17 protein-coding genes, 1 pseudogene and 1 riboswitch are annotated in these 21,790 nt (G+C 59.2%); of the genes and pseudogenes, 10 read left to right on the plus strand and 8 right to left on the minus strand.

Translation table 11 applies throughout. The features are described from left to right. Positions 1 to 124: 124 nt before the first annotated feature. A complete protein-coding gene (locus tag ACIPL2_RS06485) occupies positions 125 to 1,297 on the plus strand; it encodes a murein transglycosylase A (protein WP_401354081.1) in 1,173 nt (390 codons plus the stop codon). A 131-nt stretch (positions 1,298 to 1,428) separates the two neighbouring features. Here ACIPL2_RS06485 and ACIPL2_RS06490 read toward each other — a convergent pair whose 3' ends face one another. Then, complete coding sequence (locus ACIPL2_RS06490) at positions 1,429 to 1,812, minus strand: MAPEG family protein (RefSeq protein WP_401354083.1); 384 nt, start codon at positions 1,810 to 1,812, stop codon at positions 1,429 to 1,431. Positions 1,813 to 1,843: 31 nt separating this feature from the next. Next, the gene (locus ACIPL2_RS06495; RefSeq protein ID WP_401354085.1) at positions 1,844 to 2,677 is read right to left on the minus strand and encodes an EamA family transporter; all 834 of its coding nucleotides are present in this window, start codon (positions 2,675 to 2,677) and stop codon (positions 1,844 to 1,846) included. Positions 2,678 to 2,963: 286 nt separating this feature from the next. Between ACIPL2_RS06495 and ACIPL2_RS06500 the strand changes: the two genes are divergently transcribed. Together ACIPL2_RS06500 and ACIPL2_RS06505 are read left to right on the plus strand one after the other, a co-directional pair. Continuing rightward, a complete protein-coding gene (locus tag ACIPL2_RS06500) occupies positions 2,964 to 4,133 on the plus strand; it encodes an MFS transporter (RefSeq protein ID WP_401354087.1) in 1,170 nt (389 codons plus the stop codon). A gap of 250 nt (positions 4,134 to 4,383) precedes the next feature. After that, positions 4,384 to 6,444: a patatin-like phospholipase family protein gene (locus ACIPL2_RS06505; protein ID WP_401354090.1), complete on the plus strand. Its 2,061-nt coding sequence runs from the start codon at positions 4,384 to 4,386 to the stop codon at positions 6,442 to 6,444. A gap of 43 nt (positions 6,445 to 6,487) precedes the next feature. Here the strand turns inward: ACIPL2_RS06505 and ACIPL2_RS06510 are convergent, their stop codons facing one another. Next, the gene (locus ACIPL2_RS06510) at positions 6,488 to 7,366 is read right to left on the minus strand and encodes a formate/nitrite transporter family protein (RefSeq protein WP_401354092.1); all 879 of its coding nucleotides are present in this window, start codon (positions 7,364 to 7,366) and stop codon (positions 6,488 to 6,490) included. A 205-nt stretch (positions 7,367 to 7,571) separates the two neighbouring features. Next, the gene (locus ACIPL2_RS06515) at positions 7,572 to 7,976 is read right to left on the minus strand and encodes an acyl-CoA thioesterase (RefSeq protein ID WP_401354094.1); all 405 of its coding nucleotides are present in this window, start codon (positions 7,974 to 7,976) and stop codon (positions 7,572 to 7,574) included. A 198-nt stretch (positions 7,977 to 8,174) separates the two neighbouring features. Continuing rightward, positions 8,175 to 8,277, plus strand: a riboswitch (S-adenosyl-L-homocysteine riboswitch). 23 nt (positions 8,278 to 8,300) lie between these two features. Between ACIPL2_RS06515 and ahcY the strand changes: the two genes are divergently transcribed. The 4 genes from ahcY to ACIPL2_RS06535 all read left to right on the plus strand — a co-directional run bounded on the left by ahcY (position 8,301) and on the right by ACIPL2_RS06535 (position 13,837). Further along, positions 8,301 to 9,710, plus strand: a complete 1,410-nt coding sequence (gene ahcY / locus ACIPL2_RS06520; protein WP_401354096.1) for an adenosylhomocysteinase — start codon at positions 8,301 to 8,303, stop codon at positions 9,708 to 9,710. A gap of 161 nt (positions 9,711 to 9,871) precedes the next feature. Then, complete coding sequence (gene metF / locus ACIPL2_RS06525; protein WP_401354098.1) at positions 9,872 to 10,717, plus strand: methylenetetrahydrofolate reductase [NAD(P)H]; 846 nt, start codon at positions 9,872 to 9,874, stop codon at positions 10,715 to 10,717. 197 nt (positions 10,718 to 10,914) lie between these two features. Then, complete coding sequence (locus tag ACIPL2_RS06530) at positions 10,915 to 11,730, plus strand: substrate-binding periplasmic protein (RefSeq protein WP_401354100.1); 816 nt, start codon at positions 10,915 to 10,917, stop codon at positions 11,728 to 11,730. 223 nt (positions 11,731 to 11,953) lie between these two features. Next, positions 11,954 to 13,837 (plus strand): DEAD/DEAH box helicase, encoded by a 1,884-nt coding sequence (locus ACIPL2_RS06535; RefSeq protein ID WP_401354102.1) that lies wholly within the window; start codon positions 11,954 to 11,956, stop codon positions 13,835 to 13,837. A 276-nt stretch (positions 13,838 to 14,113) separates the two neighbouring features. Here the strand turns inward: ACIPL2_RS06535 and ACIPL2_RS06540 are convergent, their stop codons facing one another. The 3 genes from ACIPL2_RS06540 to ACIPL2_RS06550 all read right to left on the minus strand — a co-directional run bounded on the left by ACIPL2_RS06540 (position 14,114) and on the right by ACIPL2_RS06550 (position 17,300). Continuing rightward, positions 14,114 to 14,710, minus strand: a complete 597-nt coding sequence (locus tag ACIPL2_RS06540; RefSeq protein WP_401354104.1) for a YceI family protein — start codon at positions 14,708 to 14,710, stop codon at positions 14,114 to 14,116. Between the two features lie 32 nt (positions 14,711 to 14,742). Beyond that, complete coding sequence (locus tag ACIPL2_RS06545; protein ID WP_401354107.1) at positions 14,743 to 15,294, minus strand: cytochrome b; 552 nt, start codon at positions 15,292 to 15,294, stop codon at positions 14,743 to 14,745. A gap of 254 nt (positions 15,295 to 15,548) precedes the next feature. Next, the gene (locus ACIPL2_RS06550; protein WP_401354110.1) at positions 15,549 to 17,300 is read right to left on the minus strand and encodes a flavin monoamine oxidase family protein; all 1,752 of its coding nucleotides are present in this window, start codon (positions 17,298 to 17,300) and stop codon (positions 15,549 to 15,551) included. Between the two features lie 223 nt (positions 17,301 to 17,523). Here ACIPL2_RS06550 and ACIPL2_RS06555 point away from each other — a divergent pair, with 223 nt between their 5' ends. Both ACIPL2_RS06555 and ACIPL2_RS06560 read left to right on the plus strand, forming a co-directional pair. Continuing rightward, the gene (locus ACIPL2_RS06555; RefSeq protein ID WP_401354112.1) at positions 17,524 to 18,930 is read left to right on the plus strand and encodes an adenosylmethionine--8-amino-7-oxononanoate transaminase; all 1,407 of its coding nucleotides are present in this window, start codon (positions 17,524 to 17,526) and stop codon (positions 18,928 to 18,930) included. 142 nt (positions 18,931 to 19,072) lie between these two features. Then, entirely contained in the window at positions 19,073 to 19,792 is a 720-nt protein-coding gene (locus tag ACIPL2_RS06560) for a 16S rRNA (uracil(1498)-N(3))-methyltransferase (protein WP_401354115.1), read from the plus strand. Between the two features lie 114 nt (positions 19,793 to 19,906). Here ACIPL2_RS06560 and ACIPL2_RS06565 read toward each other — a convergent pair. Next, positions 19,907 to 20,524 (minus strand): annotated as a pseudogene (locus tag ACIPL2_RS06565) (hemolysin III family protein). Between the two features lie 285 nt (positions 20,525 to 20,809). Here ACIPL2_RS06565 and ACIPL2_RS06570 point away from each other — a divergent pair. Beyond that, a complete protein-coding gene (locus ACIPL2_RS06570; protein WP_401354117.1) occupies positions 20,810 to 21,724 on the plus strand; it encodes a LysR substrate-binding domain-containing protein in 915 nt (304 codons plus the stop codon). Positions 21,725 to 21,790 lie beyond the last annotated feature (66 nt).

Genomic DNA, 21,790 nt, shown 5'->3' on the forward strand with positions numbered 1-21,790 from the left:
GGCTTCAGGTCACGGGAACGGCGGCCAGTATCCTCGTGTCATCGGCAAAGACCAATAGCCCTATTATCAATACGGGTTGTTTGAGCGCATGGAGCACTCAGGCAACCGGCAAAGGAATTACTCCATGAACAGCCGTTACAAGGCATGGCGCCACAGCCTGGCCTGGACCCTTCCGATGGTGGCCGTGCTCGCGGGCTGCACCGGTGGCGATAACACCAAGCCGAAAACCCATGCACTGGCCACTTACTCCAGCGCCACGTGGGAGGCACTTCCGAGCGTGTCCGACAACGACCTCGTCGCCGGCTTCGGTTCGTGGCGCAGCGCCTGCACCCGACTCAAGGCCGATCCGGTCTGGGGCTCGACCTGCGCGGCTTCCGCCAACGTGCCGCAAACCGCCAACGAGATTCGCGGGTTCCTCAAACAGAATCTCGACGTCTATGGCCTGCGTGCCGCCAATGACAACCCCAACGGCCTGATCACCGGTTACTACGAACCGGTCTACCCCGGCAGCCTGACCCAGACCGCCGTGGCGAACATTCCGGTGTACGGCGTCCCCGAGGACATGATCATCGTCGCCCTGGACAGCCTCTATCCGGAACTCAAGGGCAAACGCCTGCGCGGGCGACTCGAAGGCCGCGTGCTCAAGCCGTACGACGACGCAGCCACCATCGAAACCAAAGGGGTCAAGGCGCCGGTCGTGGCCTGGCTGACCGACCCGATGAACCTGCAATTTCTGCAAATCCAGGGTTCGGGTCGCATCCAGCTCGACGATGGCCGCCAGTTGCGCATTGCGTATGCCGATCAGAATGGCCATCCCTATCGACCGATCGGCCGTTGGCTGGTCGAGCAAGGTGAGCTGAAAAAAGAAGACGTGACCATGGGCGCGATCAGCACCTGGGCCAAGGCCAATCCGACGCGGATTCCGGAGCTGCTTGGCAGCAACCCCAGCTACGTGTTTTTCACCCGTAACCCGGACAGCAACGAAGGACCGCGTGGCTCGCTGAACGTCCCACTGACCGCCGGTTACAGCGCGGCGGTGGACCGCAAGGTGATTCCGCTGGGCAGTCTGTTGTGGCTATCGACCACCAAACCGGACGGCACCGCACTGGTACGCCCGGTGGCGGCTCAGGATACTGGCGGCGCGATTGCCGGCGAAGTGCGTGCGGACTTGTTCTGGGGCACCGGCGAAGCGGCCGGGCAATTGGCCGGGGATATGAAACAGCAGGGGCAAATCTGGATGCTTTGGCCTAAAGGCGCGGCGTTGCCGCAAGTGCCTCAAGTCACTGACAAGCTCTAACGTCAAAAGATCGCAGCCTCGTTGCACTCGTCAGCTCCTACATTGACCGCATCCTCCGCAATATCGCGGATGCATTCGATCCCCGTAGGAGCTGACGAGTGCAACGAGGCTGCGATCTTTTGATCTTGCCCTTAAACAGACACCACAAAGAAACTGACGATCAACCCCAACCCCACCAGCCACACCAGCGATCGCAACATCGCCCAGTCCGCCAGGTAGCAAATGATGTACAGCAGCCGACTGGTGATGAACAACACCGACAGCACATTGATCGTCACCAGTTCGGCATTGCCGGCCAGGTGCGCGACAATCACCGCAGCCGCGAACGCCGGAGTCACTTCAAAACTGTTCAGGTGCGCCGCATACGCGCGTCGGCCCACACCGTTCAGTGATTCGAGAAAGTCACGGGGGTCATGGTTGTCTTTCGGCCTGAACCCGCCACAGGCCCTGGCGATGCCCGTGCAGATATAGGGCAGGACAATCGCGATCAAAATGCACCACAGAGCAACCGTCATAAAGCAGTCCTTTTTTCACGTTTCAGAACAGTCAGAGTTTCATTACCAGCATGCCGATCAGCACCAGCCCACAGGCTAAGAGCCGTGGCCGGCCGAAAGGTTCTTTCAGGTAGCGCATGCCAAACAGCACCACCAGAATCACGCTGATCTCGCGCAATGCCGCCGCTTCGGCTATCGAGCCCAGCTGCATGGCCCACAGCACCAGAGCGTAGCTGAACAACACGCAAAACCCGACCGCCAACCCCAGTCGCCACTGCTCACGCCAGAACAGCATGAACGCCGGGCGCTTGCGCACCAGCGCCAATAACGGAAACGGCCAGGCGCTGAGCAGTGTGACCCAGACCAGGTAATCCAGCGGATGAGACCAACGCCGCAACGCCTGGCCATCGATGAAGGTGTAGCAGCCGATGCACAAGCCGATCAGCGCTACCACCGGCAGCATCGACCACGGCAAACGCGCACCGCCCCCGCCCTGCCACAGCAGGCAAAGCATGCCGAACGGGATCAGCAGGATGCCGAAGATCTGCTGGTGGGTCAGCACCTCCCCGGCAAAGATCAGCGTCAGCGCCAACACCACCAACGGCGACAAGCCCCGCATCAGCGGATAGACCAGGCCGAGGTCGCCGACCCGATACGCCTGGATCAACAGATAGCGATAGAGCAACTCGAACGCTGCCGACGCCAGAATCCACGGCCAGATATCCAGTGGCGGCAGTGCCACGAAGGGCAGCATCACGGCGACAAACAACATCGCCACACTGTCCATGCAGGCCACCACCAACAGCCGCTCGGCACTGAATTTGATCAGGGTATTCCACGCCGCGTGCAACAGCGCCGCCACTAACACCAAAGCCGTCGCAAGCACGGCACACTCCTTTTGTTGTCCTCCCCTCCCTTGTAGGAGCGAGGCTTGCCCGCGAAGGCGTCCTTGAGATCGCCTTCGCAGGCAAGCCTCGCTCCTACAAGGAATCGGGGTGGAGAATTGATTCGCCATATGTCAGCAGCTGTTTATACTGCAAGCGACCACGCCGCACTCAGTTGCGCACAGACTAATTCCAATAATTTCTGCCTGTGTCCGTTCTCTTGGAGAACGGTCATCGGCATGCGTATGCCTGATCAAAGCGTCAAGACTACCGACAGAGACCTTGCGCATGCCACTCGCCTTGCTTGCCCTCGCCGTTGCCGCGTTCGGCATCGGCACCACTGAATTCGTCATCATGGGCTTGCTCCCCGATGTCGCCCGCGACCTTGCCGTGAGCATCCCCGACGCCGGCCTGTTGATCACCGGCTACGCCCTGGGCGTGGTGTTCGGTGCACCGATCCTCGCGGTCGGCACCGCCAACATGCCGCGCAAAGCCACGTTGCTGGGCATGACGCTGATGTTCATCCTCGGCAACATCCTCTGCGCCCTCGCGCCGAACTACGCCACGCTGATGGCCGCGCGCGTGATCACCGCGCTCTGCCATGGCGCGTTCTTCGGCATCGGCTCAGTCGTCGCCGCCGGACTGGTCGCACCGAACAAACGGGCCCAAGCGATTGCCATGATGTTTACCGGCCTGACGCTGGCCAATGTGCTTGGCGTGCCGTTGGGCACCGCGCTCGGGCAATACGCCGGCTGGCGCTCGACATTCTGGGCCGTGTCGGTGATCGGCGTGATTGCCGCCATCGCGCAATGGGTCTGGCTGCCAAAGGACATCACCATGGACAAGGCCAACCTGGCCAGCGAGTTCAAAGTACTGGGCAAGGTCAATGTGCTGCTGGCCCTGGGCATGAGCGTATTGGCCTCGACCAGTCTGTTCAGCGTGTTCACCTACATCGCGCCGATCCTGCAGGACATCACCGGTGTCAGCCCCCACGGCGTGACGATCATGCTGCTGTTGTTCGGCGTGGGTTTGACGGCAGGCAGCATGCTCGGTGGTCGGTTGGCTGACAGCCGTTTACTGCCTTCGCTGGTCGGCATGGCGCTGGCGGTGCTGGTCGTGCTGGCCGCGTTTACGCAGACCAGTCATTCGGTGATCCCGGCGGCGATTACGCTGGTGCTGTGGGGGATTTTTGCCTTCGCGCTGTGCCCGATCCTGCAACTGTTGATCATTGATCAGGCCCATGAAGCACCGAACCTTGGATCGACGCTGAACCAAAGCGCCTTCAACCTCGGCAATGCGGCGGGCGCCTGGATCGGCGGACTGGTGGTCGCCAGTGGCGCAGATCTGGCGGACTTGCCGTGGACCGGCGCGCTGGTCAGCGGGCTGACGGTACTGACCGCGCTGCTATTCATCTACCTGCAACGTCGCGGTGTCGCAACAGTCAATGTGTCCGGCTGACAGCCAGTCAGAAAAGCGGTCCTGAATGCCGAGGCGTTCAGGACGCCCGTTGTGTGAATTTTCTTCAGGCCGCTCGACGGGCGACCTGACACCCCGCTGAAAGCCTCTAAACAGAGCCTTTCAGCTCATGACCAAGCCCTGCGCCAACCGTCTTTGCGCTTGTGTTCCCAATTGCTACGCAGCGATCTCCCGCGCCTTCGACTCTTTTAAAGTGCAGCTTCCGCAAACGCGCTCAAAGGAAGAGGCACTCATGACCCTCATCGGCATCAACCCAATATCCTCATACAGATCGTCGACCCCGACGGATACTTCACAGCGCTCAACGTCAGGTCCGATAGACCATGACCGGGATGATTTCATGAAGGAGTCAATGGAAACAGGTCAAGGTAACCTCGAAACGCTTGCGGACTCATTGACTGATCGAGACATGACTATCCGCCGTTACAAAGAAAACGGCATGGTCGAAATCGACCTCAAGCGCCCCGACATCGAACGCCTGGTACTCAGCGGCGGTGGCGCCAAGGGCGTCGCTTTCTCCGGGATGGTGAAAGCGCTGGAGGAGAATCAGGCACTGGACAAAATCCGCAGCATCTCCGGCTCCTCGGCCGGCGCTATTTCTGCGGCGTTCCTGGCCAGCGGCATGGACCACGCAGGCTTCGACAAGATGTCGGACGAGACCAACCTCGTTTCACTGCTCGACAGTCAGAACAAGGTGCTGGGCCCCCTGCAACACGCCAGCTCCGTCTTAGGCAAAGGCGCCGCGAAAATCCCGGGAAAGGCTGGCAACATCGGGAGGTTGCTGTTCGACCTGATGCCTCGCCTGCAAACCAAAGCCATGCCGCTGGAAACCCTGATCCGCGAAAAGATGATTGAGTCAATTCTGGCGCGTTTCAACCAGGCCCGTAACGATCTACAACGAGAGTTACCAGAAAAAGTCGAAGTTCACATAAAGGAAATACTGAAAACAAATTTTGTCACCTTTGGCGATCTGGAGAAGCTAAGCAAGGACATCCCTGAAATCAAGCAACTGCACATTACCGGTACGGCCATGTTCGACGATCGACCGCAGATGGTGGTGTTCAATGCCAGCCTGACGCCCGACTTGGACGTGGCGGTCGCAGCGCATATTTCAGGTTCGTTGCCTGTGGTCTTTCAAAAGCCTTCGGAACAAGGATTAGCTTTTCAGGCTGACGGAGAGCGAACTGCATTTCAGGACGGCGGGATCATGCTCAACACACCGGTCATGGAGCTTTACGAACCTCAATTTCCGATGAGCATAATTCCCGAAAGCGATCAGTTGATTCTCAAATTCCAAAGCGAGAATGACGGCAAAAAGAATGATCGCGGAACACTCTCCACTGCGATGGCCGACAAGTTTGTCGGCGTGGCCTACTCGGCTCGAGACGCACAAGAAGCCGATGGCATCAAAGCGTTTGAAAAGAGCACGGTCATCGTTCCTTTAAAGACCGAACGCGGCAACTTTACCGGCACGATAAAAGGCACCGTCAATTTCAGCATGCCAATAGAGGACAAAAACCACCTGCAGCAAAAACTGCAAAGTGCAGTGCAAATGCACCTGGCCAGTCGAAATAACACCAGTGAAACGTACACGTTCAAATCCATTGACGGCGCGCTGCTGGCACTCGACGATCAATTGTTCAATGCGGCAGCGACAGCACTGGAAAGCGATCAGGCATCTGGCGCCGTCATTACTTTCCGTCAAGAATCTGAACGGGCGCTGAAAAATTTACAGGATATCTTCAGCAAGGCCAAAGAAGCGCAAGAGGAAAAGTACGAGAAGCTTACGAAGGAAGAGAAAGATGAGACGAAGACGGAACTGGTCCTGACTCCGGAAATACTCGGTGCCATCGCCGAGTTAGATAAGCTCGCCGTTACTTCGACACAAACCGAGTGGTTAGCGAAACGGCTCAATCACGGGAATGCCCTGGACTCAATACAATTGCTGGACACGATCAAGCTCAAAGATGCGACTGCGCCAACAGCTTCCAAGTCTCATATCATGACCAAGGCCATCGAGGAAATGGGCGTCCGCGACATCGCCACCAAGAGCGAAAACTTCATTCGCGAAGTGATCTTTCCCTCCGTGTATCGTCTTGACCAGCCTGATTCGAACATCAGGCTGTTAAAGGGGGCCATCGCTGACCTGCGAGAATCCACCAGCGCCGAGGGTTACAACGCGGTACTCCATCGGATTGCCGATCAGTACGTCTCGCGGAACTTCCCGAATTCGTCGCGTCCTTTCAATTCGACAACCGTCGATCAAGCCCGGGCATGGTTGATTCCTGGCTGATAAACACTACGTTCGGTCGGGCGAGCGTTGATGCCTCGCCCGGCTAGTGTTCGTCAGACGGCGACTGCGCTGCGCTTTCCTTGTCTTTCGGAGGGCCGGATTCACTGCGAATCTGCGCATGGCTGATCAGCGCAAAGATAAAACTGCCGCCGACGATATTCCCCACCAGCGTCGGACCGGCGAACACCAGCCAGAAATCCTTCCACGGCAATTCCCCGGCAAACACCAGGTACGAGACTTCGGCCGAACCGACCACGATGTGAGTGAAATCCCCCAGCGCCATGAGGTAGGTGATGAGGATGATGATCCACATCTTGGCGCTCTCCATGGATGGGATCATCCAGACCATGGTCGCGATCATCCAGCCCGAGACGATGCCTTTGGCGAACATCTGGCTGGCGTCGTTTTCCATGATCTTGCGCCCGATATCGAGGAAAGCCAGGTCGGTCTTGCTGTCGAAAATCGGCAGGTTCAACATCACATACGCCACCAGTAACGTGCCGCAGAGGTTGCCCACCAACACCACTGACCATAAGCGCAGCAAGCGGCCGAAGTTAGCCAGCGTGGGCTTGCTCATGATCGGCAGCACAGCGGTCAGAGTGTTTTCGGTAAACAGTTGCTGGCGGGCGAGGATCACCGCGAGAAACCCCGCGCAATAACCGAAACTGGCGATCACCTTGAAGCCTTCGCCGTCCGGCAGGCGGGAGTTGAGCAGCCCCATGGCCATCAGCGAAAGCCCCATGGTCAGCCCGGCGGCCAATGCCGACCACCACAACGCGGCGACGCTGCGTTCGAGTTCCTGATCGCCTTGGGTGCGGATGATTTCGTGCAATACCGCGGCACGCGGAGGCTGACTCTTGTCGACCTCGTGCTGCTCTTTCGCCGAGAGGTCCGGGGTCTTGCCGTCTTTTTGCGTGTCCATAAAGCTCCTGAACCGGTGGCGTGTCATGTAGGTACGACACGTGGGGGTTGGCGCTGTTCAGTGGTCCGCTAAATCATCGTTGACGGGTAGACCGCTTTCGCGAGCAAGCCCGCTCCCACATTTGATCTCCAGCGAACACAATTTCTGTAAACGACAGAGATTCACTGTGGGAGCGGGCTTGCTCGCGAAGGGCGCACCACCGATCTCACTCGTGAACAACATCATCCTTGAACTGGTCTTTGACGTACTTGATCTCGGTCTGGCCGTGCGGCGCGGGCAAGCCGTCTTCGCCCAGGTTGACGAAGACAATCTTGTCCACCGTCAGGATGCTTTTGCGGGTGATCTTGTTACGCACTTCGCACTTGAGGGTGATCGAGGTGCGACCGAACTCCGTAGCGGTGATGCCCAGTTCGATGATGTCGCCCTGGCGCGAGGCGCTGACGAAGTTGATTTCGGAAATGTACTTGGTGACCACGCGCTGGTTGCCCAGCTGGACGATGGCGTAGATCGCCGCTTCTTCGTCGAGCCAGCGCAACAGGCTGCCGCCGAACAGCGTGCCGTTGGGGTTGAGGTCTTCGGGTTTTACCCATTTGCGGGTGTGGAAATTCATATTCACTCCTGAGCGTCTTGCCGAATGATGGTGGGCATCATGGCAGAGCCCGACCTAGAGCTCTATCAAGCTTCGACTATGGTCTCGATTACCGTTCAGACATTGATCAACAGAAAGGCTTTGGAAGATAAGAATAGCCCGCTATAATCGCCACCGTTTCAAAACGGTAACGTTCCATTGATACCGTTTTCCCGCCACCTGTCCGAGGGGCGCTGCAGCAGGTTCGACCTGTCAGGCTCGGATGGGGCGTTGCCTGGTCGTCATCGACCAGACACTAAACGCACAACGGCGCCCATTCGCATACATTACGAATGGAGGCTCATCATGAGCGCTGTTATCACGCCTGCCGATTTTAACGACTACAAAGTCGCCGACATGTCCCTGGCTGCCTGGGGCCGTCGCGAAACCATCATCGCCGAATCCGAAATGCCAGCCCTGATGGGTCTGCGCCGCAAGTATTCCGCCGAGCAACCGCTCAAAGGCGCGAAGATCCTCGGCTGCATCCACATGACCATCCAGACGGCCGTGCTGATCGAAACCCTGGTTGCCCTGGGTGCCGAAGTGCGTTGGTCGTCCTGCAACATTTTCTCGACTCAGGACCAGGCCGCTGCCGCTATCGCCGCTGCCGGTATCCCGGTTTTCGCCTGGAAAGGCGAGACTGAAGAAGAGTACGAGTGGTGCCTGGAGCAAACCATCCTCAAAGATGGCGCGCCTTGGGACGCCAACATGATCCTCGACGACGGCGGCGACCTGACCGAGCTGCTGCACAAGAAATACCCGGCGATCCTGGACCGCGTCCACGGCGTCACCGAAGAAACCACCACTGGCGTTCACCGCCTGCTGGACATGCTGGCCAAGGGCGAGCTGAAAATCCCGGCCATCAACGTCAACGACTCGGTGACCAAGAGCAAGAACGACAACAAGTACGGCTGCCGTCACAGCCTGAACGACGCCATCAAGCGCGGCACCGACCACCTGTTGTCCGGCAAGCAAGCGCTGGTCATCGGTTACGGTGACGTGGGCAAGGGCTCGGCCCAGTCCCTGCGTCAGGAAGGCATGATCGTTAAAGTCTCCGAAGTCGACCCGATCTGCGCCATGCAGGCGTGCATGGACGGTTACGAGCTGGTTTCGCCGTTCATCGACGGTATCAACAACGGCACCGAAGAAAGCATCGACAAAGCGCTGCTGGGCAAGATCGACCTGATCGTGACCACCACCGGTAACGTCAATGTTTGCGACTCGAACATGCTCAAGGCCCTGAAGAAGCGCGCCGTGGTCTGCAACATCGGTCACTTCGACAACGAAATCGACACCGCTTTCATGCGCAAGAACTGGGCATGGGAAGAAGTGAAGCCACAGGTTCACAAGATCCACCGTACCGGTCCTGGCGCATTCGATGCCCAGAACGACGACTACCTGATCCTGCTGGCCGAAGGCCGTCTGGTTAACCTGGGTAACGCCACCGGTCACCCAAGCCGCATCATGGACGGTTCGTTTGCCAACCAGGTGCTGGCGCAGATCTTTCTGTTCGGCCAGAAGTACGCCGACCTGTCGCCAGCCCAGAAAGCCGAGCGCCTGACGGTTGAAGTACTGCCGAAGAAACTCGACGAAGAAGTGGCCCTGGAAATGGTCCGTGGCTTCGGCGGCGTCGTGACTCAACTGACCAAGACCCAGGCCGACTACATCGGCGTGACCGTCGAAGGTCCGTTCAAGCCGCACGCTTATCGCTACTGATCGGCCGGCTGCCTGCTCTCCCTTGTGGGAGCGGGCTTGCTCGCCAATGCGGTTTAGCATTCAACATTAATGTTGTCTGATCCACCGCTTTCGCGAGCAAGCCCGCTCCCACATTGGGATGTGCACGTCTTCAAGGCTCACGTGTTTCCAAGGATATGACCATGTCCCAAGACCGTCGCTACAGCTTCGAGTTCTTCCCCACGAAGACCGATGCTGGGCATGAAAAGCTGCTCGCCACTGCTCGTCAGCTGGCCACGTACAACCCCGATTTCTTCTCCTGCACCTATGGCGCTGGTGGTTCGACCCGCGATCGCACGCTCAACACCGTGTTGCAGCTCGAAAGCGAAGTCAAAGTGCCTGCCGCACCGCATTTGTCGTGCGTTGGCGACAGCAAGGCCGACCTGCGCGGCTTGCTGACTCAATACAAGGCCGCCGGCATCACCCGTATCGTCGCCCTGCGCGGCGACCTGCCTTCGGGCATGGGCATGGCCAGTGGCGAACTGCGCCACGCCAATGACCTGGTTGAATTCATTCGTGAAGAGACCGGCGATCATTTCCACATCGAAGTTGCCGCTTACCCGGAGATGCATCCGCAAGCACGCAACTTCGAAGACGATCTCGCCAACTTCGTCCGCAAGGCCAATGCTGGCGCCGACAGCGCGATCACCCAGTACTTCTTCAACGCCGACAGCTACTTCTACTTCGTCGAGCGTGTACGGGCGATGGGCGTGAACATCCCGATCGTGCCGGGGATCATGCCGATCACCAACTACAGCAAGCTCGCACGCTTCTCCGATGCCTGCGGTGCGGAAATCCCGCGCTGGATCCGCAAGCAACTGGAAGCCTACGGCGATGACACCCAGAGCATTCAAGGCTTTGGTGAGCAAGTGATTACCGAGATGTGCGAACGCCTGCTGCAAGGTGGCGCTCCGGGGCTGCACTTCTACACGTTGAACCAGGCTGAGGCGAGTCTGGCGGTGTGGAATAACCTGAAGTTGCCGCGCTAGAAGCAAGATCAAGAGATCGCAGCCTCGTTTTACTCGACAGCTCCTACAGGGAGTGTAATCCCCTGTAGGAGCTGTCGAGTAAAACGAGGCTGCGATCTTTTGCATTTAATGCCCTTTTACTGTGCAGCAACACACTGAGTTAGAGCTTCTGGATCCCGTTTCTGGCTCTTTCCGGTTTCTCGTCGTAATCTCAACCCATGCCTTTGATCGCGCAGTTAATGACCGTGTTTCTTTTTACTTGCCTGAGCTTTGCCGCTCGGGGCGAGAAATTGCGCATTGTCACAGAACCGTGGGCGCCGTATGTGTATGAGGAAAACGGCAAATCCCTGGGGCTGGACTACGACACCACGGCCATCGTCTTCAAGCGCTTGGGTATCGAAGTGGAATGGCAATTCCTGCCATGGAAACGCTGTCTGTCGATGCTTGAGCAAGGTCAGGCGGATGGCGCGCTGGATATTTTCCACAGCGATGAGCGCGACGCGACCCTGCTCTACCCCAGCGAACCGCTCTCGGAAGTCGAGTTCGTGATGTTCTACGCCAATGAGCGACCCCATCCGTTTCGCACCCTGAACGACCTGAAAGGCCTGACCATCGGCACCTCTCCGGGCTATCTCTACAGCAAGGATTTCAGTGACTCGACCCTGTTCACGCGGGAGCCGGCACCGACTCACGAAGCCAACTTCGGCAAACTGGTGCGCGGCCGGATCGACTTGCTGATCACTGATCGCCGGGTCGGCCAGCATTTGCTCGATGAACTGAACATCCGCGACCAGATCAGCGAAAACCCGACCGTCATCAGCCAGCAAAGCCAGTTTCTGGCGGTGCGCCGCAACGCGGGCATGGATTTGCTGGTGCAGCGCTTCGGTGCCGAACTCAAACGTTTCAAGCGCGAACCTGCCTACGCTGAACTGAGCGCCCGTTATGGCGCCGCCCCGGCGGCAGAAGTCAAAGCCATAAGGGCCACCGCCGCCAGCGGAAAAACCGTTGAGCAGCAGGAAAGCGGCGCGCAGTGATTGCTCTGTTATACTCCGGCCTTCCCGCCAGGCTCACGCCCGGACGCTCGGACTTGTTCAAGGCATCTCGACCCCGCTACAGCGCAGCTTTTCAGCCCGCGCGAGCGCTCCAGACGAGCTTTCAAGCCCCAGCAGGACCGGACGGGATTGCGTTCCTCATAAACGCCATTCGCGCCAGGCAAGACTCCCATTGGGCCAAGCCCTAACTAAAACAGGATTACTCATGTCCTTTGCTTCCCTCGGTCTCTCCGAGGCTTTAGTCCGCGCCATCGAGGCAGCGGGCTATACCGAGCCTACTCCGGTGCAACAGCGGGCCATTCCCGCCGTGTTGCAAGGTCGCGACCTGATGGTTGCGGCACAGACAGGTACTGGTAAAACCGGTGGCTTCGCCCTTCCGATCCTGGAGCGGTTGTTTCCAGGCGGTCACCCGGACAAGTCCCAGCGTCACGGCCCGCGCCAACCGCGCGTCCTGGTCCTGACCCCTACTCGCGAACTCGCGGCTCAGGTGCATGAAAGCTTCAAGGTCTATGCCCGTGACCTGAAGTTCGTCAGCGCCTGCATCTTCGGCGGCGTCGGCATGAACCCACAAGTTCAAGCCATGTCCCGCGGGGTTGACGTGCTGGTGGCCTGCCCTGGCCGCCTGCTCGACCTCGCCGGCCAAGGCAGCGTCGATTTGTCCCACGTGGAAATCCTCGTGCTGGACGAAGCCGACCGCATGCTCGACATGGGCTTTGTCCATGACGTGAAGAAGGTTTTGGCTCGTCTGCCGAGCAAACGCCAGAACCTGCTGTTCTCGGCGACGTTCTCCAAAGACATCACCGACCTCGCCGGCAAGCTGCTGCACAACCCGGAACGCATCGAAGTCACGCCGCCGAACACCACGGTCGAGCGTATCGAACAGCGCGTATTCCGTCTGCCAGCCAACCACAAGCGCTCGCTGCTGGCGCACCTGATCACCGCTGGCGCCTGGGAACAGGTCCTGGTGTTCACCCGCACCAAGCACGGCGCCAACCGCCTGGCCGAATACCTGGACAAACACGGCCTGAGCGCCGTCGCGATCCACGGTAACAAGAGCCAGAACGCTCGCACCAAAGCCCTGGCCGACTTCAAGGCCGGCGAAGTACGTATCCTCGTTGCTACGGACATCGCCGCTCGCGGCCTCGACATCGACCAGTTGCCACACGTGGTCAACTTCGAGCTGCCGAACGTTGACGAAGACTACGTGCACCGTATCGGCCGTACGGGCCGTGCCGGTCGTTCGGGCGAGGCGATCTCGCTGGTTGCCCCGGACGAAGAAAAACTGCTGAAAAGCATCGAGCGCATGACCAAGCAGAAGATTGCCGACGGCAACCTGATGGGCTTCGACTCCAGCGCTGTAGAAGCCGAGAAGCCAGAAGTTCGCGAGCGTCCGGATGTGCGTAACCCGCGCAACCCACGTGGCCCGCGCGGCGACGGTCCGAACGGCACCGGCGGTGGCGGCGGTCGTAAAGACAAGGGCAAGGACAAGGGCGGCAAGGAAAAACCTGCTGCCACTGGCCGTGGCGATCGCCCGGCGCGTGAACACAAGCCCCGCGAAGGCACCCCGGCGCGCGAGCAACAGCGCCCGGCCCCTCGCGCCGCTGCTGACCGTGCTCCGGACGAGTTCCTCGACGACGATATCGATAACTTCGGTAACCGCGTCGACTACGTTCCTCAAGCCAAACCGGCTCAGGGCCGTGGTCGCCGTCCGGGTGCTCCGGCACAAGGCGCCGCAGCTGGCGCAGGTGCAGGTGCGCCGCGCACTGGCGGCAAGCCTCAGGGTCGTCAAAGCGGTCCGCGCAGCAGCGATGGCGCCACCACCGGCACTCCGCCAGCCAAGCGCAGCGGTCCACGCAACGGCGCTCCACGTGACGGTCAGGCCCGTCGCGAAGAATCGCGCAACCGTCGCCCGGCCCGTGCCGACGACCAGCCGCGTTCGGAACCCGCCGTGCAAAACCCGCGCGGCCCGGCACCGAAGATCATTCACAAGGAGTCGAAAACCGATCGTTTCCCGACGCCTGAACAACTTGATCAACTGCCAGGCCGTCCGCGCGGCGAGAAACCAGCGTTGCTGACCCGCAACCGCTGATTTAACGCAGCACTAAAAAATGCCCCTGATCTCACGATCCGGGGCATTTTTGTTTTCTGCTACGGACACAAATCCTGAAATCGCCAACGGTCTAATGTGGGAGCGGGCTTGCTCGCGAATGCGGTTGAACACTCAACATTGATGGCGACTGATCCACCGCATTCGCGAGCAAGCCCGCTCCCACAGTGGATTTGTGGTGGCCATGCCATTTGTGTTGGGCAATAAAAAACGCCCGCGATCGTGAGATCGGGGGCGTTTTTGGGTCAGGCGCGAAAGTTACTTCGCTTTGACACCTTCAAACGTTACGTACAACTCGACGGCGTCAGACGTCGGGCCGAGGTCTTTCTGCTTGCCGAAATCGGAACGCTTGAGGCTGGTGGTGCCTTCAAAACCGGCACGGTAGCCGCCCCATGGATCCTTGCCTTCACCCAGGAAGGTCGCCTTGACCACGACTGGCTTGGTCACGCCCAGGATAGTCAGGTCGCCGGTTACATCGGCAGTGTCTTTGCCCGCGGCGTTTTTGCCGGTGGATTTAACGCTGGTGGACACAAACGTGGCCTTGGCGAACTTGCTCGCGTTGAGGAAATCACCGCTGGCGATGTGCTTGTCGCGCTCAGCGTTGTTGGTGAACACGCTGGCGGTGTTCACGTTGAACTCGATCTTGCTGTCTTCAGGCTTGGCAGCATCGAAGCTGAACTTGCCATCGATATCCTTGAAGGTACCGATGATGTTGCTGTAGCCCAGGTGGCTGATCTTGAAGTTGACAAACGCGTGCTGGCCTTCTTTGTCGACGACGTAGTCGGCAGCCATTACGTGACCGGCGGACAGCAGAGCGGAACCGATTGCCAGAGCGGCGAGGGTCTTTTTCAACATGCTTTCTATTCCTTTGGAGTCGAGGTTGAACTTCAGGCTTTGCGGCCCAGCATTCGCGTAAGGGTCGCATCACGATCGATAAAGTGGTGCTTCAGTGCAGCCAACGCATGGAGACCGGAAAAAATTACCAGCACCCATGCCAGATACAGATGAATCACACCGGCGGTATCTGCCTGGTCCGGTAGTCCGGAAACCAGCGCAGGCACTTCAAACAGGCCAAACACCGAAATACCGACACCGTCTGCGGTGGAAATCAGGTAACCGGCAATCATCACAGCGAACAAAGCGACATACAGGAACGAATGGCCGAACTTGGCGCCAATGCGCGTCATGCGACTGTAGCTTTCCAGCTCCGGCGGCGGTGGGCTGATAAAGCGCCACAGCACCCGTAGAACCATCACGGCCAACAGCACCAGACCAATGCTCTTGTGCAGCTCCGGCGCATCTTTACGCCAGGTGCTGTAGTAGTCGAGACCGACCATCCACAAGCCCAGCGCAAACAAACCAAAGACTGCCAGCGCCACGCCCCAATGCATGAAGATGCTGACCCAACCGTAGCGGGAAGTAGAGTTACGTAGCTGCATTGCCCAAATCCTGTGAGAACTGCGACCAAGACTATCGAGTTATCTATCGAATTAAAGCGGAAAATTTCGCTTTGAAATATCGAGAAATACGATCAAGAGTCTGAAATGGGTGAGTTAAGGAAAGATTAAAGACCAAGGTGTGACAAAAAATGAAGGCCAACTAAGGAACACCTGCGCCTTCATCTTTATTCGATTGTTTTTCTTCAGGCATAAAAAAACGCGGCATCTCTGCCGCGCTTCTTTAAGCCCAACGTTTACTGCGCTTTGGTATCGATTGCCGCGGTCGCAGCAGGCTTGGCCGCTGGTTTCTTCACTGGTGTTTTGGTCGGCGCCTTTTTGGCCTCGGTTTTCGCCGCTGGCTTTTTCACCGGGGCTTTGGCCGGAGCCTTCTTGGCTGGCTCGGCTTTCACCGGTACCGCTGGCTTCGGCGCTTCAACCGGAGCAGGTGCAGGCGTCGGTGCTGGCGTTGGCGCCGGTGCCGGAGCAACCGGTGCGACAGGCTCTGGCGCCTTGACCGGGGCCGGTTTGTCGTCCGAACCGCCGAACAGATTAGTGAAGAAATTGCCTTTCTTCGCCGCCACTGCGCCAGCCGCTACAGCGGTCGCCGCCGGCACAACTTTCGCGGGTTCAAACGACTTGCCCGCCGCCAGGTCTTCAACCTGACTGGCCGCACGCTGACCGGTGCGCAACGCGCCTTCCAGAGTGCCCGGGTACAAGGTGTCGGTGTGTTCGCCGGCAAATGCTACACGTTGCAGCGGACGCTCCCACAGGCGCCAGTATTTGCTGATCTGGCCCGGGCCGAAGGCCAGGTACGCGCCGCCCATCGACGGGTCGGTGCTGTAGCGACGAATTTCATAACCGGTGAACGAGCCACGCGCCTGTGGATAAAACGCGTGCAGGCGAATCAGCACCTGATCGGCCATCTGCTTGTCGCCGAAGGCCTGCATCACGCGAGCGTTGTCGCCGGACAGGTTGATCACCACGTTGGCGCCGCCCTTCAGGGCTGGCTCAACCCACAACATGCCCAGGCCGGTGTTGCTGTAGATTTCGCCGGACATGCGCGCCTTGCTTTCCCACACTGGCGTCTTGAACTTCAGCATGATCTGGTCGCGCCAACCGTAGTTGGTGCCTTTGATCGCGCCCATGTGCTGGGCATCCAGGGACGGGGTCATGACAATCTTGTTCAGTGCACGCAATGGCACGGCAACCACGACGTAGTCAGCCTGATAACCAACGCTGCCGACTTTGACGGTCACGCCGTCCTTGTCCTGGGTGATGGCCGAGACCGGGGAGCTGGTCTTGATCGTTTTCAGCTCCTTGACGAAAGCCTGGGCCAGCACCGGGCTGCCTCCGACCAGGCGCGAAGCGCGCAGGTCACGGTCGGAAACGCCACGGTAAACGCGGCTCTGTTGTGCGTAGTACAACAGCGACAGGCGCGAAGGTTCGTCATAACGGGTACGAATCTGCTGATTCACCAATTGACGGGCCGTGGCTGGCAAGCTCACGCGATCAAGCCAGTTGGACACGTTGATCTGGTCCAATGCGTGCAGCGTGCTGTTGGCGGCCGGGTTCTGCGGGTCTTCGATCGAGCGAGCCAGGTCATCCAGGGTCTTTTCGTAGCGCTTGAGCGCATCGCTAGTGGCCGGCTCCTTGGTCGCCAGATCGGCTGCGGTGTAATACACGCCGTCGATCAGATAGCCTGGCGTGCGCACGAACTCAGGCGCTGGCGTGGTGCTCAGCTTGAAGGTCGAGACGTACTTGTTCAAAACCGGTTGGGTCTTGTCGTTGCCGATCCACTCACTGGTGGCCATGCCGGAACGCCCGCCCATGCTCGGCTTGGCTTCCAGCAACGTGACCTGCCAGCCCTTATTCTGCAGTTCGTATGCCGCCGTGAGGCCTGACAGCCCGCCGCCGATCACGATCGCTGTTTTATCCTTGGCCAGCGCAGACACGCTGAACAGCCCCAACATCACCAGCGCACAGGCGCGCAGCCAACCAGCAGACATTCAGCGAACTCCGGAAAATACACGAGGAAATAGCGGTTTTACGAGTCAGACGACTCAAAGAACCGCGAAGAATACGTCAGCCATCAAAAGGCCGCCAGCGACGTCTATCGCCCTATACAAAGTAGTTCAAAAGACACAATAGGTTGTCCCCGGGCGACGCATTGCATAGGCTTGCGCGATTGTATGTCCGCGCCTGTCCCGGACCGCCTCGAGGAGACTGAAAATGGGCCTGAATAATCAGTGGATGCAACGCGATCTCGCGGTGTTATGGCATCCCTGCACCCAGATGAAAGACCACGAACAACTGCCGCTGATCCCGATCAAGCGCGGTGAAGGCGTCTGGCTGGAAGACTTCGAGGGCAAACGCTACCTCGATGCAGTCAGTTCCTGGTGGGTCAACGTGTTCGGCCACGCCAACCCGCGCATCAACCAGCGCATCAAGGATCAGGTCGATCAGCTGGAGCACGTGATCCTCGCCGGCTTCAGCCATCAGCCGGTGATCGAGCTGTCCGAGCGCCTGGTGAAGATGACGCCGGAAGGCCTGACCCGGTGCTTCTACGCCGATAACGGTTCGTCCTGCATCGAAGTCGCGCTGAAAATGAGCTTTCACTACTGGCTCAACCGCGGCCAGCCGAACAAGAAGCGCTTCGTCACCCTGACCAACAGCTACCACGGCGAAACCATGGCGGCGATGTCGGTGGGCGACGTGCCGCTGTTCACCGAAACCTATAAGGCGCTGCTGCTCGACACCATCAAGGTGCCGAGCCCCGATTGCTACCATCGCCCTGAGGGCATGAGCTGGGAAGAGCATTCGCGCAACATGTTCGCCGCCATGGAACAGACCCTGGCGGAGAACCATGACTCCGTGGCGGCGGTGATTGTCGAGCCGCTGATCCAGGGCGCCGGCGGCATGCGCATGTACCACCCGGTGTACCTCAAACTGCTGCGCGAAGCCTGCGACCGTTACGGCGTGCACCTGATCCACGACGAAATCGCCGTCGGCTTCGGTCGCACCGGCACGATGTTCGCCTGTGAACAGGCCGGCATCCGTCCGGACTTCCTGTGCTTGTCCAAGGCCCTGACAGGCGGCTATCTGCCGCTGGCGGCCTGCGTCACCACCGAAGAGGTCTACAGCGCCTTCTACGACGACTACCCGACGCTGCGCGCCTTCCTGCATTCCCACAGCTACACGGGCAATCCGCTGGCGTGCGCGGCGGCCTTGGCGACGCTGGATATCTTCGAAGAAGACAACGTCATCGAAAACAACAAGGCGTTGGCACAGCGCATGGCGACCGCCACCGCGCACCTGGTCGATCACCCGAACGTTTCGGAAGTGCGCCAGACCGGCATGGTCCTGGCCATCGAGATGGTCAAGGACAAGGCCACCAAGGAAGCCTATCCGTGGCAGGAACGTCGCGGCTTGAAGGTGTTCCAGCATGCGTTGGAGCGTGGTGCTTTGCTTCGGCCGTTGGGCAGCGTGGTGTATTTCTTGCCGCCTTACGTCATTACGCCGGAGCAGATCGACTTCCTCGCCGAAGTGGCCAGCGAAGGGATCGACATCGCGACCCGTGACAGCGTCAGTGTGTCGGTGCCGCAGGACTTCCATCCGGGTTTCCGTGATCCGGGTTGATTGATTTCACCTAAGCTTCAGCGCTGACCGGACTACCGTCTTCGCGGGCAAGCCCGCTCCCACAGGTACCGTGCAATCTTGTGGGAGCGGGCTTGCCCGCGATGAGGCCGTCAGACTTTCAGACTTTTTTCAGAGACTCCGCATGAGACTGTCCCGCTTTTTTATCGACGCCCCCCTTAGCACTGGCGAACACGAATTGCCCGAGGCCCAGGCCCATTACATCAGCCGCGTGCTGCGCATGGCCGAGGGCGATGCGCTGCAATTGTTCGATGGCTCGGGCCAGGAATTTCGCGCCACGCTGGTGGAGGTCGGCAAGAAGCGCGTCGTGGTGCAGATCGATGAAAGCTTTGCCGGGCAAGTCGAGTCGCCGCTGGCGATCCATCTCGGCCAGGGCCTGTCCCGTGGCGAGCGGATGGACTGGGCGATTCAGAAAGCCACGGAACTGGGCGTCACCGAAATCACCCCGATCTTCAGCGACCGCTGTGAAGTCCGCCTCAAGGACGAACGCGCTGACAAACGCCTGATGCACTGGCGTCAGGTGGCAATCAGTGCGTGCGAACAATGCGGGCGTTCACGGGTGCCGGTGATTCATCCGCCGCTGCTGTTGGCGGACTGGTTGAAGCAGACCGAAGCAGAATTGAAGCTGGTGCTACACCCGGTGGCGGAGCCGTTGGTGAGCCATGCGAAGCCGGGGACGTTGGCGTTTCTGATCGGGCCTGAGGGTGGGTTGTCGGATGCAGAAGTCGAGCAGGCCAAGGCCAACGGATTCCATGCCGCCCGCCTCGGCCCTCGAGTGCTGCGAACAGAAACCGCGCCGGTGGTGGCGTTGGCGGTGGCCCAGCAACTTTGGGGTGACTTCTAGGCCGCCATCGCTAGCAGGCTAGCTCCCACATTGAATGTTGGGTGTTCACCCATTTCATGTTCACTGGAGATCTCCTGTGGGAGCTAGCCTGCTAGCGATTGGCCGCGACGCGGTTTAAAGGACGTAAAACATAATCGCCACAAAGTGCAGCAAACTCCCGGCAATCACGAACAAATGCCAGATCCCGTGGGCATGCCGCAGCCGATGATCCAGCGCAAAAAAGATAATCCCCACGGTGTACAACACCCCGCCCGACGCCAGCCACGCAAACCCGGCACTGCCCAGCGCCGCCAGTAACGGCTTGACCGCCACCAGCACGATCTAGCCCATCACCGCGTAAATCACGATCGACAGAATCCGTGCTTCTGAACGCGGCTTGATCTCTTGCAGGATGCCGATCAGCGCCAGCCCCCAGACAATCCCGAACAGCGTCCAGCCCCACGGCCCGCGCAACGTCACCAGGCAGAACGGCGTGTAACTGCCGGCGATCAGCAAGTAGATCGAAAAGTGATCAACCTTCTGCATGATCTCTTTCTTGCGCCCGCGCACGCTGTGGTAAACGGTCGACGCGCTGTAGAGCACCAGCAAGGTGAAACCGTAAATCGCCACGCTGACGATCTTCCACGGGCTGCCGTCCATCCCGGCGATCACCAGCATCCACACCACACCGACACACGCTGCCACCGCCCCGACCAGATGCGTCCAGGCGTTCAATCGTTCCCCGTGATACATGTATTGCTTACCTCAAAATTCGTTACAACATGGCCCAAGGCTCAGGCCTCCAGCCTAAAAGCGCAATGTTTCAAAACACAAAATCCCCCTGTCGGACTGCACAACGTCAGGACTGTAGGCGCTGAGTAGGAGCTGTCGAGAGAAACGAGGCTGCGATCTTTTGATCTTCAGCAATGGTTAAGATCAAAAGATCGCAGCCTCGTTTCTCTCGACAGCTCCTACACAGCGCCGACACAAAGGCTCGCATGCGTGCACAATCAGGTCATTCAAATAAGAGTCCGCGCCATGCTGATCGATGAAGAGTTGACCCTGAAAAAACTCGAGGTGTTCCTCGCTTTCATGCGCACCGGCAACCTGGCCCGGGCCGCCGCTGAGTTGCAGACCAGCAACGTCAGCGTGCACCGGGCCATCCACTCGCTGGAAAGCGCCCTGCGCTGCCCGCTGTTCAAGCATGAAGGCCGTAACCTGACGCCACTGGAAAGCGCTTATGTGCTGGAAGAACGGGCGCAGAAGCTGATTCAGGACGTGGTCGAAACCGTGCGCCTGACCCGCGAAGCCGCCGGGTTCTCCGCCGAACGCTTCAAGCTGGGCTCGTTGTATTCGCTGACGGTGAAGACCGTGCCGCAGCTGATCATGGGCCTGAAGATCCGCCGCAGCGAGCTCAACATCGACCTGATCCTCGGTTCAAACTTCGACCTGCTGTACAAGCTCAAGAACATGGAAGTCGATGCGATCCTGGTGTCCCTGGACGACAGCGTCAATGACCCGGATTGCGAGCAGATTCCGCTGTTTTCCGACGATATTTTCCTGGCCACGCCGGCCGATTCGAAGTTTGCCCTACGCACGGAAGTCGACCTGGCCGAGGTGCGCGACGAGACCTTCATTACGCTGACCCAGGGCTTCGCCACGCACCAGGACGGCAATCGGGTGTTCAAGCAGGCGGGGTTCGAGCCGAAGGTGGCAATGCAGGTCAACGACATCTTCACCCTGCTGAGCATGGTCAGCTCGGGGGTGGGTTATGCATTGCTGCCGGGGCGGATTGCGGCGGTGTATGAGAACCGGGTGAAGCTGATTCCATTGCAGGAAAAGTACCGGTTGCAGCAGCACATCGGGGTGGTGTTTTTGAAAGCCAAGGAGCGTGATCCGAACTTGCTGGCGTTGCTGGCGGAGTGTCGGATGTACGCCAATCGGCAGGCTTGAGACCGCGTCGCGCCCTTCGCGAGCAAGCCCGCTCCCACAGGAGAACGCATTCCAATGTGGGAGCGG

Origin of the sequence: Pseudomonas sp. NPDC086251 (assembly GCF_044746405.1) — a bacterium.
GTDB lineage: Bacteria > Pseudomonadota > Gammaproteobacteria > Pseudomonadales > Pseudomonadaceae > Aquipseudomonas.

What these genes read in the sequence shown, in the direction of transcription:
- ACIPL2_RS06485 (WP_401354081.1), top strand. Translation starts at nt 125, where the DNA reads ATGAACAGCCGTTACAAGGCATGGCGCCACAGCCTGGCCTGGACCCTT.
- ACIPL2_RS06555 (WP_401354112.1), top strand. Translation starts at nt 17,524, where the DNA reads ATGGGCCTGAATAATCAGTGGATGCAACGCGATCTCGCGGTGTTATGG.
- ACIPL2_RS06560 (WP_401354115.1), top strand. Translation starts at nt 19,073, where the DNA reads ATGAGACTGTCCCGCTTTTTTATCGACGCCCCCCTTAGCACTGGCGAA.
- ACIPL2_RS06530 (WP_401354100.1), top strand. Translation starts at nt 10,915, where the DNA reads ATGCCTTTGATCGCGCAGTTAATGACCGTGTTTCTTTTTACTTGCCTG.
- ACIPL2_RS06535 (WP_401354102.1), top strand. Translation starts at nt 11,954, where the DNA reads ATGTCCTTTGCTTCCCTCGGTCTCTCCGAGGCTTTAGTCCGCGCCATC.
- ACIPL2_RS06570 (WP_401354117.1), top strand. Translation starts at nt 20,810, where the DNA reads ATGCTGATCGATGAAGAGTTGACCCTGAAAAAACTCGAGGTGTTCCTC.
- ACIPL2_RS06510 (WP_401354092.1), bottom strand. Translation starts at nt 7,366, where the DNA reads ATGGACACGCAAAAAGACGGCAAGACCCCGGACCTCTCGGCGAAAGAG.
- ACIPL2_RS06545 (WP_401354107.1), bottom strand. Translation starts at nt 15,294, where the DNA reads ATGCAGCTACGTAACTCTACTTCCCGCTACGGTTGGGTCAGCATCTTC.
- ACIPL2_RS06540 (WP_401354104.1), bottom strand. Translation starts at nt 14,710, where the DNA reads ATGTTGAAAAAGACCCTCGCCGCTCTGGCAATCGGTTCCGCTCTGCTG.
- ACIPL2_RS06505 (WP_401354090.1), top strand. Translation starts at nt 4,384, where the DNA reads ATGACCCTCATCGGCATCAACCCAATATCCTCATACAGATCGTCGACC.
- ACIPL2_RS06550 (WP_401354110.1), bottom strand. Translation starts at nt 17,300, where the DNA reads ATGTCTGCTGGTTGGCTGCGCGCCTGTGCGCTGGTGATGTTGGGGCTG.
- ahcY (WP_401354096.1), top strand. Translation starts at nt 8,301, where the DNA reads ATGAGCGCTGTTATCACGCCTGCCGATTTTAACGACTACAAAGTCGCC.
- ACIPL2_RS06490 (WP_401354083.1), bottom strand. Translation starts at nt 1,812, where the DNA reads ATGACGGTTGCTCTGTGGTGCATTTTGATCGCGATTGTCCTGCCCTAT.
- metF (WP_401354098.1), top strand. Translation starts at nt 9,872, where the DNA reads ATGTCCCAAGACCGTCGCTACAGCTTCGAGTTCTTCCCCACGAAGACC.
- ACIPL2_RS06515 (WP_401354094.1), bottom strand. Translation starts at nt 7,976, where the DNA reads ATGAATTTCCACACCCGCAAATGGGTAAAACCCGAAGACCTCAACCCC.
- ACIPL2_RS06500 (WP_401354087.1), top strand. Translation starts at nt 2,964, where the DNA reads ATGCCACTCGCCTTGCTTGCCCTCGCCGTTGCCGCGTTCGGCATCGGC.